This is a genomic window from Pseudomonas sp. PA-6-3C (assembly GCF_021605825.1).
GTDB lineage: Bacteria > Pseudomonadota > Gammaproteobacteria > Pseudomonadales > Pseudomonadaceae > Aquipseudomonas > Aquipseudomonas edaphica.
Map to the genome: position 1 here is coordinate 1 of NZ_WKDV01000049.1, position 14979 is coordinate 14979.

The 14979-nt window shown below is 57.2% G+C and carries 9 protein-coding genes; 4 read left to right on the forward strand and 5 right to left on the reverse strand.

The annotated features are described in order from the left end of the window. The coding region (locus tag GIW48_RS25405) for a M10 family metallopeptidase C-terminal domain-containing protein (protein WP_236490682.1) at positions 1-1556 on the reverse strand (1556 nt) is incomplete at its 3' end. 516 nt (positions 1557-2072) lie between these two features. Between GIW48_RS25405 and GIW48_RS25410 the strand changes: the two genes are divergently transcribed. The 3 genes from GIW48_RS25410 to GIW48_RS25420 all read left to right on the forward strand — a co-directional run bounded on the left by GIW48_RS25410 (position 2073) and on the right by GIW48_RS25420 (position 4950). Then, entirely contained in the window at positions 2073-3701 is a 1629-nt protein-coding gene (locus tag GIW48_RS25410) for a vWA domain-containing protein (RefSeq protein WP_236461041.1), read from the forward strand. 92 nt (positions 3702-3793) lie between these two features. Beyond that, positions 3794-4366, forward strand: coding sequence for an RNA polymerase sigma factor (locus GIW48_RS25415; RefSeq protein WP_017136679.1), 573 nt, complete (start codon positions 3794-3796; stop codon positions 4364-4366). Beyond that, positions 4363-4950, forward strand: coding sequence for a hypothetical protein (locus tag GIW48_RS25420; RefSeq protein WP_236461043.1), 588 nt, complete (start codon positions 4363-4365; stop codon positions 4948-4950). Before GIW48_RS25415 ends, GIW48_RS25420 begins: the two co-directional genes overlap by 4 nt. A gap of 742 nt (positions 4951-5692) precedes the next feature. On the opposite strand, the gene GIW48_RS25425 is transcribed toward GIW48_RS25420, so the two are convergent. From GIW48_RS25425 to GIW48_RS25440, 4 genes are read right to left on the reverse strand one after another with little or no spacing between them, the layout of a single operon-like run. Continuing rightward, a complete protein-coding gene (locus tag GIW48_RS25425; protein ID WP_236461045.1) occupies positions 5693-8743 on the reverse strand; it encodes a type I restriction endonuclease subunit R in 3051 nt (1016 codons plus the stop codon). Further along, positions 8740-9864, reverse strand: a complete 1125-nt coding sequence (locus tag GIW48_RS25430; RefSeq protein WP_236461047.1) for a hypothetical protein — start codon at positions 9862-9864, stop codon at positions 8740-8742. Before GIW48_RS25430 ends, GIW48_RS25425 begins: the two co-directional genes overlap by 4 nt. Beyond that, positions 9861-11186: a restriction endonuclease subunit S gene (locus GIW48_RS25435; protein WP_236461049.1), complete on the reverse strand. Its 1326-nt coding sequence runs from the start codon at positions 11184-11186 to the stop codon at positions 9861-9863. Before GIW48_RS25435 ends, GIW48_RS25430 begins: the two co-directional genes overlap by 4 nt. Next, positions 11183-12880 (reverse strand): type I restriction-modification system subunit M, encoded by a 1698-nt coding sequence (locus tag GIW48_RS25440; protein WP_236461050.1) that lies wholly within the window; start codon positions 12878-12880, stop codon positions 11183-11185. Before GIW48_RS25440 ends, GIW48_RS25435 begins: the two co-directional genes overlap by 4 nt. Before the next feature lie 1734 nt (positions 12881-14614). Between GIW48_RS25440 and GIW48_RS25445 the strand changes: the two genes are divergently transcribed. Continuing rightward, a complete protein-coding gene (locus tag GIW48_RS25445) occupies positions 14615-14827 on the forward strand; it encodes a hypothetical protein (protein ID WP_236461052.1) in 213 nt (70 codons plus the stop codon). Positions 14828-14979 lie beyond the last annotated feature (152 nt).

Genomic DNA, 14979 nt, shown 5'->3' on the forward strand with positions numbered 1-14979 from the left:
AGTGTGGATCGAGTAGTGGGGGTCTCAGGCTGTTGATGATGGGCTGTGGTGTTTGCGGAGGCGACAATATCGTCTGCTTTGACTTGCCCATAAGTGCGGATCAGCAAGTTGGCTTTGCCGTCGCCCGTCAGGTCAATCGCCACGTTGCCCTTGCCGCTTTGTTCATCGTAGGTGAGCACCGTCTCACCTGCCTTGCCTGTCATCTCGCTGACGAAGGCCAGGGCGCCGACATTGGCGTTTTTCATGGCCACGGACACATTAATTTTGTCGGTGCCGCTGACAAAATCCATAAGCGTGTCGGGGTTTTCGGGCGTGGAGTCACTGGCACTGTTGTAGTCAAACGTATCCGCGCCGCCGCCTCCGCGCAGCCGGTCACCACCCGCGCCGCCGGTGAGCCGGTTATCGGCATCGTTGCCGATCAGCGCGTCATCGCCTGAGCCGCCGATGGCGTTTTCCATGACCACACCGCGAGCGATGGAAACATTGCCCCTGAGCCCGCCGACATCGGAGTACGAGCCAGCCTTGAGATTAATGGTCTGGTTGGAACGGTAGCCGGAAACGTCCAGAGTATCGTTGCCACCGCCGTCCCATATGCAGAACACGGCAGTGTCCCGGTTGGAATTGAGGGTGTAGTAGTCGCGCTGGCTGTTGGAATTGAACCCGTAGGTGGTGTTGTCCTGACGGATCTGGCGGTTGACGCCATAGAGCGCCTGGATGGCGGAAATATCATCCATCATGGCTGATGCTGGTTGGGCGCCGCCATGGCTTTTGCCGCTGAGTGCCGCCCCGAAATAGCTCATGACGCTATGAGCCTGGGAATCCTGTACGTGACTCCTTCGGTTCTCGTCATAGCCGCCATCGTAGTTGCCGGTATGCGACAACCCCAGGGCGTGACCCGTTTCATGAATCAAGTCGTGGCGCGTGACCCTGGTGGGGTTATACAGGGTGTTGCCTCCTTGGTAATGGTTGCTTGGGTAATAGCCTACGGCGGTGCCGACGGCGTTCGATATGCCAAATGACATTTTGCCCTCTGTGCGTGGCCCATTCTCTTCAAAGGAGAGATTGGACACATCGCTCCATGACTGCATGGCACGTCGTGCCATTTCTCTCTGGCGACCATCGAATTGCCAGGCGGCGCTGTTGAACGAGTAGGAAACAGAGACCTTGCCATCGGCATTTTTGTCGTGCCACTTAAGGTTTCCCCGAGTGAGATTGTTGGTTGCCTGGCGCTCATCGAAAGAGCGCACATTGAGGTTAGCCGCGTAGGGGTCGTTGGCGCGCAGAGTTGGATCTTTGCCGTCCCAGTAGCGTTTGGTGGCGGTGTCGAATGTCGTCGGGTTGGTTGTTGTGGTTGGATTAAATGGCCGCCGTGTGGGTGGCTGAATAGAGGGCTGTACGAACTTACGCACGAAGGGGTGTTTGAGAAATGGCTGCACGAAAGGTCTGAAGACCGGGTGGTTGAGATAGGGTTGGGCAAAAGGCTGAATAAGCGGGCGCAGAAAATGTTGGCTGTAGTTGGGTTGCTGGAAAACAGACGGGCGCAAGTCGATTCTCATAAGAGTAATCCATGTTCTTGTTGTTGGCCTATTCCTTGTGTAGGGAAGTGCATATCCGTGTGCTGGAAATACCTTCGCACCCTATAAGTTAATTTCCAATAGAGTATTTATTTCTAGTGTGTGTCAACAGGCCGGTATGACATGGTTTGCAACGGCTCTTATGTTTATTCGGTTTTTAAATTTCGTGTCAAAGAGTCGGGTTCCCCAAGCATTACGCGTCTTGTTGAAAGCTGATATGTCGTTTGTGTTTAACGTGTTTTTTTTGGAAATATAGAATTGCTTACAGTGTGAGTATTTTCGTTAAGAGCATTCTGGAGTTTCTCGGTAATCGTAAGTTGTTTCGGGCTCGGCATCGTTGAGTGACCTACAGGGCTCGATGCTTCCAGCTGACGCCCGATGGCTTGGTACTCTGTAGGGTAAGCGTGTTGTATGCGTAAATTCCGAGATTTAACCCGAACCCGAAGTGTTTTGCGTCTGAGCCTAGGAACGGATTATTTACTGTTGAGGTTCAACGCCATGTCACATGCTCGTTTAGTGCTGCGTCCCCTTGTCTGCAGCGTTGCGGTTGCCGTACTGGCTTCGCTGGCCGGCTGTGGGCTTTCATCGTCCAGAGAGGTGGCCAAGCCTCTCGCGCCCGCGCCCGCCGAGCCTCAGGCTGAGGGTGCCTTGAGCAAGCAGGCAGCGATGCCTGTGCTGATGGCCGCGCCAATGGCCATGCGCGACGCCGCGGCTTTGGCCTATCGGGCCGAGCCTCACGAACGCTACCAGAACCTGCCCGACAACCCGGTCTACAGCGTTGCACAAACCCCGGTCTCGACCTTCAGCGCCGACGTCGACACCGGCAGCTACGCCAATGTGAGACGTTTCCTCAACCAAGGGCGGCTGCCACCTGACGGCGCCGTTCGACTCGAGGAAATGCTCAATTATTTCCCCTATGACTACGCGCTGCCCACTGATGGCTCGCCCTTTGGCGTGACCACCGAAGTCGCCGCCACACCGTGGAACCCGCACACGCGATTGCTGCGCATCGGCATCAAAGCGTCCGACCGTGCGGTGGCAGACCTTGCGCCGGCCAACCTGGTGTTCCTGGTGGATGTGTCGGGCTCCATGGACCGCCGTGAAGGTTTGCCGCTGGTGAAAAGCACGCTGAAATTGCTGGTGGACCAGCTGCGTGATCAAGACCGTGTGTCGCTGGTGGTCTACGCCGGTGAGTCGCGTGTGGTGCTTGAACCCACCAGCGGGCGCGACAAAACCAAGATCCGCAACGCCATCGACCAACTCACCGCCGGCGGCTCAACGGCAGGCGCCTCCGGCATCGAGCTGGCTTACCAGATGGCCCGTGCCGGCTTTATAGAGAAGGGCATCAACCGCATCCTGCTGGCCACCGACGGTGACTTCAATGTGGGCGTCAGCGACTTCGACAGCCTCAAGCAGATGGCCGTCGACCAGCGCAAAAGCGGCGTGTCCTTGACCACCCTGGGTTTCGGTGTGGACAACTACAACGAGCACCTGATGGAGCAGCTTGCCGACGCCGGCGACGGCAACTACGCCTACATCGACAACCTGCGCGAAGCCCGCAAAGTGTTGGTAGACCAGCTCAGCTCGACCCTGGCGGTGGTGGCGCGGGATGTAAAGTTGCAGGTGGAATTCAACCCCGCCCAGGTCAGCGAATACCGCTTGTTGGGTTATGAAAACCGCGCACTCAAACGTGAGGATTTCAACAACGACAAGGTCGACGCCGGTGAAATTGGCGCCGGGCACACCGTAACCGCGCTGTACGAAATTGTGCCCAAGGGCGAGAAGGGCTGGTTGGAGCCGTTGCGTTACGCCGCCGCGCCTGCGGCCGAAAACACCTCCGCTGAGTTGGCCATGCTGCGCGTGCGCTACAAACCGGCGGCGGGCGGTGCCAGCCAACTGATTGAACGGCCCATCCGCAACGAAACCACCCCGGCCAGCGAAGACTTGCGCTTCGCGGCAGCGGTGGCCGCCTTCGCCCAACAGCTCAAGGGCGATGGCCGCTACACTGGCAGCATGAGCTTAAAGGACACCGCCGCACTGGCGCGCTCTGCTCGCGGCGATGACCCATTCGGGTTGCGCAACGAGTTCGTGCAACTGGTGGAAGTGGCGCAGAGCCTCAAACACTGATCCCGAACATGGCAACAACCAACTGTGGGAGCTGGCAAGCCAGCCCCCACAGTCAATGTGCATCGATCCATCAAAAGGAGTTCGCGACCTACATGGCCGTCCCCGATGACTCACCCAGCGACGAATCGCTGCTGGCCCGCTACCGAACCGGCGACGCTGCCGCGTTCGAAGTGTTGTACGCGCGGCACCGCCAAGGCCTTTACCGGTTTTTGGTGTCACTGAGCAACAAGGCCGAACTGGCTGAAGAGGTGTATCAGGAAACCTGGCTCAGCCTGATCCGCAGCACCACCCAGCCACAGGGCCGGGCGAGTTTTCGTACATGGCTGTTCCAGATAGCCCGCAACCGCCTGATCGACCACTGGCGCAAGCACGGCATCCACAACCCGCTGCACGATAGCTACGACGAACAACTGCACGCCCAGGCCGACGACAGCGCCGGCCCTGAGCAGCAACTGAGCCTGAGCCGCGACCAGGCGCGCCTCGACGCCGCTTTGCAAGACCTGCCCGAAGACCAGCGCGAAGTCTTCCTGCTACGCCTGCACGGCGACCTCGAAGTGCCGCAAATCGCCGCCCTCACCGGCGCCCCGCTGGAAACCGTAAAAAGCCGCCTGCGTTACGCCCAGCAGAAACTGCGCCGCCTGCTGGCCGAGGAGATACTCGTATGAACCACTCCCCACACACACCTGACGACGAGCTGATCCAGCATTTTCGTCAACACGGCACCGGCGAACCGCCTGCGTCCCTCGACGCCTTCATCCTCGCCACCGCCCGCCGCGAAGCCCCGGCGCCGCAACCCAGCCTGTGGCAACGCTGGCTGCAAGCCTGCCGCCAACCGCGCTGGCAAATGGCATTCGCCACCGTCGCCGGTGTGGCCCTGATGATCGGCGTAGTGATGCGCGTGCCCGTGTCGCAACCGGAGATATCCCCTGCGACATTTTCCGCGGCGCCAGCCCCACAGATGTATGCCGCACCTGCGCCCGCACCCATGGCGCGGATGGCAGCAGCGCCGAAAGTTGAGCATGCGCTGGTTCAGTCTGAAGCCCTCGGTGCGTTTGTCGATCAGCCGGCAGAAAAACTCAGTAAGCGCGCACCGCTGGCGTTGCCTTCGTTGGAGGAAGGGCTGCAGGAGATTGTGAACCTGCGCATGGCGGGGCAAGCCAAAGCGGCGGATGAAAAGCTGTTGACGCTGCATGAGCGCTTTCCTGAGGAGGATTTGCCGGCGCGGTTGGAGGCGTTGCAGAAGCGATAAATGCCTTCAAAGAAAGCCCGCCACCGACTACTCGGTGGTGGGGTTTTTAATGGAATCTTGAAAGCAACTTGGCCAAAAATGTGGGAGCGGGCTTGCTCGCGAAAGCGGTGTATCAGTCATACCTGTATTGGCTGACACTCCGTCTTTGCGAGCAAGCCCGCTCCTACATTTTGAGCATCGTTCGCCTGGAAAGGCGCTGGGGGAAATGGGCAGAGATTTATTTACACCGCAGGTCGATTATTTGGAGGTTGAGGATACTTGAAACGCGAGGCATAAAAAAATTGCCCACGAAAAAGCCCTAGGTCTTTCGACTTGGGGCTTTTGTGTGTGTCTGGTGCCCCGGCGGGATTCGAACCCACGACCCCTGCCTTCGGAGTCCTAAAAGTCGACGTTTAGAATCAATACGTTAGCTCGGATTAGCTATAAAATCAAAGAGCTATCATAGCTAAGTGTAGCGGGATTTCGCCCAAGATAGCGGTGCGAGTGTGGCAAATTTGTGGCAAGCTCGGTTGATTCCAGTCCAGCCGAATGTTCCAAATGAACAATCATGTGCATTCGAGTTGATTCGCTGTCGATAATGGATCGACTATGAACGCCCTACAGCTGCCAGTGACGACAGGCAGAAACTTGCAGAAGCGCTCAGCCGCTATCAAACCATCGCGAGCACTAACGTTCAGCATCCAGCACCGCTCGCTGCCTGCTGAACGTTAGGCCCATCGCCATCGAGCCAGCACATCTGCTATTAAGAGTTTGCAGTCGACAACTCGGCTTGGCGCAATACGAGCTGCGTAGCTTTTTCGGATAGATCCGGCGGGTAGCCATACATCGCCAGCAATCGACGCACTTTGCGTCGCAGGTCTGCCCTAACGCTCTCCCGCTGAGTCCAGTCAAGCCGGGGCATCTTCCTGACCATTTCTGCCAGCTCACGAGCCATTAAGCGAAGCTTGTCGGACTTCATGGCCTCCTTGGCTGAACCGTTTTCCGTCAAGGCGTCGTAGAACGCCGCTTCCTCGTCACTTAGCCCGAGGTCTTGTCCATGCCGTTTCGCCTCGCGCACCCACTTCGCAAGCTCCAGCAACTGCATGATCATCTGGGCCGTGGTGATCTGCTTGTTCGTGTAGCTGAGCATCGCCCTCTCCAGTGCCTCGCGGAACTTCTGTGCTTGCACGAGGTTAGATCGTTCACTGAGCTTGATCTGGTCGGCCAGCAGCTTGCGCAGCGTCTCTAGTGCCAGGTTTTTCTGCTCTAGAGCAGACACCCGCTCCAGAAAATCGTCGCTAAGAATGTCCAGTCGTGCCGCGTCGAGCCCGGCGGCGGCGAACAGGTCGATCACTTCGCCCGCATCCACTGCGCCGCCGATCACTTGCCGCACTGCTGCGTCGATGTCGGAGGAGCCGTCGCTTCGACCCTCTGTTGTTTCGCGCTCGTCGGCGAGTCGCTTGCGGATCATTGCGGCTACACGTTGGAAGAATGCCAGGTGCGTCGCGATGTTCTGCGTTTCCTCACGTGGCACGGCGAGCGCAAATGCTGTTGCCAGCTGCTTCACCATACCGCCGAAGCGCTGCCAACCTGTTTCGTCGCCTGCGTTGTGCTTCACGTCCAGTATGTGATTGATTGCACCTAGGTACACACGCAACGCATTCGAAGGATCGGTCTCTAGCGCCGCCTCATAGTTGAATTCGTGGAAGAAGCTGCACAGTTGTTCGAACGCCGATTGCATGGCTGGAATCGCGTCATCCTGCAATTCTTTGACCGGCTTGTCCGTGTCACCCGTCGCGCTCGCATACGTCGACAGAGCGTCGGCCAACGGATCGGCGAGTCCGATCAGGTCTACTATTAACCCGCCCGGCTTTTCACCGTACACGCGGTTCACCCTAGCAATGGCCTGCATCAGGTTATGCCCGGCCAGTGGCTTGTCTAGATACATAGTATGTGCACTAGGCACATCGAATCCCGTCAGCCACATATCCACGACGATCGCCAGCCGAAAGTCGTCGGCCGGACCCTTGAACCGGTCCGCCAAAGATTTTCGCTGTGCTTTGCTCCGCGCGTGCCGCGCTAGGTGCGCGGGGTCGTCCGGGCCGCCGGTCATGATGACCTTCACCACACCCTTCGCATCATCATCATCGTGCCAAGACGGGCGGAGCTTGCAGATCTCGTCGTATAGCCGTGAGGCGATGTCGCGACTCATGGTTACGAGCATTGCCTTGCCTTCCATGGCAGCCCGGCGCTGCTCCCAATGCTCGACAACAAAATTCGCGACGCGCTCTAGCCGCTCGGAGGCGCCGTACAACTCGTGCAGCGGAATGCGAACGCTCTCCGGTGCCTCCTGTCCGTTCTCGTCGCACGTCGCGTACTGCGCGATCTGTGCTTCTGCCTCCTGCACACCCGCTTCGTCGATCGATAGTTTCACGATGCGCGACTCGAAGTAGATGGGCACTGTCGCGCCGTCGGCTACAGCTTGCCGAATATCATAGACGTCGGTGTACTCGCCGAAGACGTGCCGCGTGACCTTGTCGCCCGTCGTCAGCGGCGTACCAGTAAAGCCGACGAAAGTCGCGTTCGGCAGCGCCTTGCGCATCCAACGCGCCCCGCCCTCCACGAACCCGTACTGACTGCGGTGCGCCTCGTCCGCCATCACAACGACATTCGCTCGCTCACTGATCGTGCCGTGCGCTTCGGTAAACTTGTGGATCGTCGTAAACACGACACCGCCGCTAGCCCGGTCGAGAAGTTGCTGAAGATGCTCCCGGCTGTCGGCCTGCACGGGAGCCTGTCGCAGCAGCGCGCGCCCCATTGCAAAAGTATTGAAGAGCTGGTCGTCCAGGTCGTTTCGGTCGGTGACGATCACAACCGTAGGGTTGGCCATCTCAGTTGCTCGCACGAGCGTGCCGGCTAACATCAGCATCGTAAGGCTCTTGCCGCTACCCTGTGTGTGCCAGACCACACCGCCCTTGCCTACTTCCTTATCGTCGTTGCGGTCCTGCGTCTTGATCGCACCGATTACGCTCGCTCGCGCCTTACGTACTGCACGAAACTGGTGATACCCAGCTACCTTCTTGACGATATTCCCTCGCTCGTCCTCCTCGAACGCCACACAGGATTGCAAATAGTCCAGAAGCGCCGCGGGGCTCAGCAGTTCACGGATTAAGGCCTCCAGCGTCGGCATGCCACCATCGACCGGCCGCCAAGGCGTGAACCTCTGCCGGCCACTAGTGATGCTGCCCACCCGAGTCAACAACCCGTCGCTAACGATCAGCAGCAGATTTGGCACGAACAGATCAGGCGCGACTGTCCTGTATCGCACGAGTTGGTCAATCGCAACGTCAAGCGTCGCTGCCGTATTGGCTGGGTCCTTCAGCTCGATCAAGACCAGCGGCAGGCCGTTGACGTAAAGCGCTAAGTCGAGCCGTATGGTCTTGCCGTTCACCCCAGAGACCGTGAGCTGCCGCGCGAGAAGAAAGTCATTGTTGGCCGGATTGTCGAAGTCGATCATCCTGGCTCGCCCGCCTCGGGTCTCGCCTGTAGCCGCGTCCTTGTATTCGATCGGCACACCGTTTATGAGCAGGTCATGCAACCAGCGGTTGTTTTCTACGAGTGTTGAGTACGGCGGATGGGCGAGTAAGGCTAAGACCGTGTCGATCGCTTCAGACGGAATCTGTGGATTGAGTTTGTACGCGGTGACTCGGATGGAATTGGAAAGAGCTTCAGCACGCTGAAGCCCGATGTTTGCGATTGCGAATTGAGCAACTGCAGCATCTTCGATGCTGACCTCAGAGATTCGGGGGGTCATGCGCGGTCCTCCAGTTTCAGAAGGTCGTAAAATCTCGCCATCAAAGCCTCATGAGGGGTATCTAGATCCTCCACTGACTTCGATTCGCCGATGATTTCTAGATTCCACTTCCCATCTTTGTTGAACTTGAAGAAACCGATATGTGTTCGGCGGCCAGTGACATCCTCAAATGCGTAGAAAAATGGAGAGAGGTCAACAAGCCCACCGCCTAAGGAGGCGAGCACTCTGTCGTAAGTTCCAATGGGGGTTGCAGATATCGCAATCAAGCTGGAGGAAGCATCCAAGGGCAGCTCCTTCACTCGTCGGCCTTGAGCGTAACCTTGGAGGCGCTCAGCCTCTGCCTGAGGAGGCGAACCGAGCTTGATCGTCCGCAGCCGAAACAACTCCACCTGTTCCAGATCAGCAAGATCAACAAGTATTTCGCGAAGCAGCGGATAGGCGTCGGAGATGATCTCTTCTGCCTGCTTGTCAGACTTCACCGCCTCATGGGAAAACTCATTTCGAACGGCGTTCAGACGCCGTATTTCTTGTATTAGACCTCGTGAGATGATGCTTGCCATTGAAAGCGGTAGCCCAAGGGTTTGTGCTCGGTCAAGGGCACCCTCGATCAATCCAATACGTAGCGCCAGGCTGTTTGTTTTGAGATCCCCCTTGCTGCATATTTTCGGGGTGTTGGCTTCGCTGTTACGCACATGGAATCCACCGAATGCGGCGCCAGCAGACGCACACTCGGCCAACGTCAAGGCCGCCAGCAGGTGAATCAGGCCTTCCCACGCATCCTTCATATGGAGCATTCGCTTAAGTGGATCAAGTGAGCCGTGAAGAAATGAATTGAAAGGGACTGCGATCGGCGCAGGAAATCGTTCACAGACCTTGTCTTCCACGTCTGCTCTCCAACTAGCACGAACTTCGTCGCGCCCGCGGCGTGCTGCATCGGCTCTGCATGCATCAAGCACTTCTGCGGGGTGAATGATCTCGGGACCGACTTCGACCATGCCGAACGACTCTTCGCACCATCGACGATACCGTTGCTCGTCCTTCTCTCTACGCCATTCGGTAAGACTCTCTGCAGGCGTTAACGATAGGCTCTCTGCAGGATCGCTGAGCTCATTTGCACTCATGGCTTAACCCTTACAGCTCCGCAAAGCAGACGCGGTATCAGATAGTCTCGAAGATCCGTGAGACGATTAGACTGCCGCACATTTTCTTCGATTATGTCGAAAAGGCTCTGCGCGAAACGTTCGAACGCCTCCACCACTATGCGGTCGGGTACTACTGCAGGAATTGGACGAAATGCGGTTTTGCTGATTTCAGGAAACGTTGTGCCGCTTGCCCGTGACTTGATCTCCTCAAGCGCCGATCGCGTCCAGTGTAGGATGTAGTGCGGCGGAAGCGGACCGTCGCAGATCATTGCGATGAACCCTTGGTTGATCGCGACCGGCGTCTTCGCAAGGGCAATGTATCCGACGGGTGCACGTGATGACAGCAGCACCGTGTTCTTCGGCATCACGCCAGAACTGATGGAATCTGCACCTGCGTCGGTAATGCTGCGTCCCGTACTTAGCAGCACGGGGTCTTGCAACCCGGAAAGGTCTTTCGGTGTAGCCCAGAAGTGCTTGCCTCCCTCCCAGTACGCGGGAACTTTCGTACTTGGCGTACCCCCGCCTTTGACCGTAACAAGGTCGCCAATTGGGCGAACCGCCCACCCCTCTGGCACGAAGCCGATGGAGGAGTCGGTCAGGCGGTCTGCGAGGGCGGAAAAGACGGTGGGGGGCATGCCGGGGAAGCTAGATTGCCCGGCGGCCTTAGTCTTGACAGGTTCGAAGTCCACGAACCACGCTCTGAACGTCGCCTGCGCCAGCTCTTCCAACGCCCGGTTCGCCCGGCGGTTCTGCTCGATTTTGTCGTCCAAGGCGCCGAGGACGGAGGCAATGGCCCGTTGGTCTTCGATCGGTGGAATTGCTACTTCGAATTGGCGCTGCGCCGTGAGGCTAACGTAGTCAGCCATGTCAGTTTCGCCTTTACGCGACATCCACTGTTCAACGAAGTCGCGCGACTGCATGTAGTAATAGAGGAAGCGCCGGTCGAGCTGCGACTCGTCGAGCGTGCGCCAAAACGTTGTTTGCGGCGAACAAACAAAAGGCGGGGAATCGAGTGGAGCGACGGCTAGCTTCCCGACCGTACCTTTGTGTGAAAAGAGTACGTCGCCACCCTTGCCGATACCTTTGCGGATGCGTCGAAAGGCCATGTCATTGATCTTCTGCGCGGACTCGAAGAGCACTCGCCCGCCGTCCATATCGGCGGCGCGAATGAAAAAGCAATTGCCGCTCTCTGAGAACTCATCGTGTCGTGGGCGGATTTCGCCGTGATTACCATCTTCAACTAGTAGTAGACCTTCCTTCTGCAGTTCACCTACTGAGCCACGGCGCCATTCAGTTGTCATTGCTTGCCCCCGCCTTCCTCAACCAGAGCGAGTTGCAGGCGCAGGAGCGAAGAAAGCCGTTCACCTGCCGTCAAATGCTCCTCTAGCTCCGCTACCAGCCGTGGGTATTTTTCGGCAAAGGTTTCGGCGTCTTCCTCCTGCTCCTCCGCGCCGACATAGCGGCCAGGAGTAAGCACGTGGCCGTGCTTAGCAATCTCCTCAAGCGTCGCGGCCTTAGCGAAGCCCGGGATTGGTTCGAACGCCCACAGCCCGTATTCGGACTCGTCCCACCAATCCGGGGCAGGCTCGCCGCGCCAACGGCGGTAGGTATAGACGATCCGTCCGATATCGGATGTGGGTAGCGGGTCGCCCGTGCCTTGCACGCACTCTGCGTCCTCGACTCCTGTGAGCGTCCTCAGCACCCGGGTCTGCATCGTGCCGAGCTTGCGGGCGTCAATGAAGAGCGTTTCGCCCGACCTGCCGCCTGAGCGATTCGGAGTGCCGCGGCGGATGTTACGGCCAGTCTTGTCGCGGGTGAGGAACCACAGGCAAACCGGAATGCCGGTGGTGAAGAAGAGCTGTGCGGGCAGCGCGACGATGCAATCGACGAGGTCATCCTCGATGATCTTGCGGCGGATATCGCCCTCGCCGCTGGTATTGCTCGATAAGCTGCCGTTGGCCATCACAAACCCGGCTACGCCGCCGCCCTTGCCATTCGGGTAGGCGAGGTGCTGGATGAAGTGCTGAATCCAGGCGTAATTTGCGTTGCCCACTGGCGGGGCACCGTAAGTCCAGCGCTTGTCACCGCGTAGCAGTTGGCCGGACCAGTCGCTTACGTTGAAAGGCGGGTTGGCGAGCACGAAGTCGGCTTTGAGGTCGGGATGCTGGTCGCGCAGAAGCGTGTCAGCAGGCAACTCACCAAGCTTGGCCTCGATGCCGTGGATGGCGAGGTTCATGTGCGCCAGACGCCAGGTGGTAGGATTACTCTCCTGCCCGAAAATGGAGACGTCCGTGCGCTGGCCACCGTGCGACTCGACGAACTTTTCAGATTGAACGAACATACCGCCGCTGCCGCAGGCAGGGTCGTAGATTCGCCCTTCGTAGGGCTCCAGCATCTCTACCAGCACGCGCACGACGCTGCGGGGTGTATAGAATTCCCCACCTAGCTTGCCCTCGGCGGCGGCGAACTTGCCGAGGAAGTATTCGTAGACTCGGCCGAGCGTGTCACGAGCCTTGCCACGACTGCCCTTGAAGCCGATACCGGCGATCAAGTCGATCAGCCCCTTCATCTTGACTGGCTCGATGCCGCGGCGGGCGTAGTCGCGGGGGAGCTTGCCCTTCAGATTTGTGTTGTCCCGTTCGACGGCGAGGATCGCATCGTCGATCAGCGTCGCAATGTCGGGTCGCGTCGCTTGGTTCTGCAGGTTGGACCAGCGCGCCTCGGGCGGCACCCAGAAAACGCGCTCGGCGGTGTACTCGTCGCGCGATTCGAGCAGTCGTTCGAGCTGTTCGCCCTGAATTCCATCGCTCGTCAGCTCGGCTCGTAAGTCATCGCGACGGCTGTCGAAACTATCGGAGACGTATTTCAGGAAGAGCAAGCCCAGGACGACGTGCTTGTATTCCGCTGCATCCACTTGGCCACGTAGGGTGTCAGCAGCCTTCCAGAGTGTATCTGCGTAGTTAAAGTCGCTGGTGTTTGCTTCTGTACTCGCCATCAATGCTCCGTTTTGGTTTTTTTCATGGTGCTGCGTCCACCCAATTTTATTGGGCGCTACTCGGAAAATCCCACGTTTGGCTGAGGGATGGCCGAAAGCGCAGTTTTTGGACGTGTGGAGTGAGCGAAGCGAACGACTTGAGCCAATTGGATTGACCAGCCGAACACTGGAAAATGAATTAACGGCGAGCTTAACCTGCGGAACGCGGACGTGTCATTTAGGTTGGGGGGAATTTGTAGTGTGCATGCATGGATGAGCGCGTCAGTCGTGGTGGGGAATACTCGTTCGCTCAGCGGGCGCGGTAAATCCTTCGAGACGGTTCCGGCACTTGCGGCTTGGATTATTCCGAGTCAATGCCAAGCGAGGACAATAATTTTTTTGCCGAAACGTCGGAACCAGGCCTATTGAAAGCATCCGCCGCTGCATTGTTGGTCCGGAGTGTATTTATCATCAATATTATAGCCAAGGTGTTTCAGCACTCTTACCTTAAAGCCAAAGCCGTCCAGCCCGCCACCACCTATGTCCGCGAGTGCACCTTCAATTTCTATGTGGTTATGTAATTTGCCTTCAGTTCAATATAAGTCATTGGTATTGGCGTGTTCGAGCATCATTTTCCTGAGCGTACTTAGTTAATCAGGAACCAACGATAGATTGAAATAGTCCGTTTAGAGGCAGCTCTCTTAGCTGTTGAGTGCTGGAGTAGTCCTGTGCCGCACTCGTAAAGTATGCAGTAAAAACGGAGCGAACAGCGGTACGAGAAGCCTGAGTAAAAGCAAGTGGTGTAAACAGAGGTGCGACAACTTTTGACGCGTTCTATTTGGGTGTTTGTTACCTGTCGTATACTCCAAGTGTGACCCTAGCAGAGCTCCAAAAGGTTTGCCTCAATCCTCAATATGCCTAATGGCCTCCGTTATCTTTACTAATACCCTTGCGTACTCCTGGGAACGCACTCCGGTGCCTATCGTAAAGAGATGCTTATGACGTCCGCCTAAGTGCCGTAGTTCATTTATTACGTGTGAGTCAATTCGGCTTCTGGCCTGTCGTTTCACGCGGCTGACAGCATGAACTGACCAGCGCTCATTCCGCTGTCATGGGCCTTCTAACGCAGTTGTGCATCTACTTCCTCGAAACGACGAATTGCCGATAGCAACCTCGTGTCGGCGTTGCGTAATAAGGCTTATGTTTTTTCCTTTTCCAGGTGTTAGGGTGTCGGGGCTCGCCCTGAGCAGGGGAGGTAGGCAAAGCAGAGGGAGTGGAACGACTGGTGCACGCCGGTTGCGAGGCGCCAGGTACTGGCGGTATAGCAAACCCTACCTTGTCCTAGTCTTTCCTTTCCGTATTTAGATAAGTTTTGCATTAATCGTTTACAGCCGGGATGAAAGGGGGATTTGCATGGAGGGGACGCCATGGGTACGAAAAAAACACAAATTCAAAACGATTACATAAGCAAAAAGAACATCATCCATAAGCGCTGAGGATACGACGATTGGATGGTGAGAAAGACGGTAGAGCGACAGCTAGGATTTACCGAATTGCCTTTAGCCTTGAGTGACCTTCTGACACAGAGCTAGGAAACGAGTAGCGTGCGTGCTGGACGTTGATAAGTGTGAGACGATTTTTGGACGGTTGTGGTGATGCGGGAGCGCAAAGGCTAAGGTAACGAATCTAAGAGAGCTATTTGACACTGCCGTGTAGGTCTCCGATGATGCATCTCAAGATGCCTTGGAGGTTGTTATGGAACAATCCAGTGACGACGAAAGTAGCTTCGCCGAGATTATGCGTATGAAGCGCTCCAATCGTGAGCGGTTGATTCGTGCTATCCAGAATGCCTCCCCTGACGAACTTGAGATGTCTGCTCAGCGCATCGAGGACGCTCTGCGTGACTCTGCCGATCCTAGCCAGCGCCGACAGCGTATCGCTCCGCCAGCGTTCATGAGAGGCAAATAGCTCCTCACGTTTTAACGATTTTCGCGAGAAGCGGCATGCGGGTCGCCGTTTTCATCGCGGAGATCGTACGTTTCATAGAGTAGATCGAGGTCATAATCAGTTAATGATCAGGCTGCCCGCTATTGCCCAGGCTCTGCATGGGCGGTAGTAGG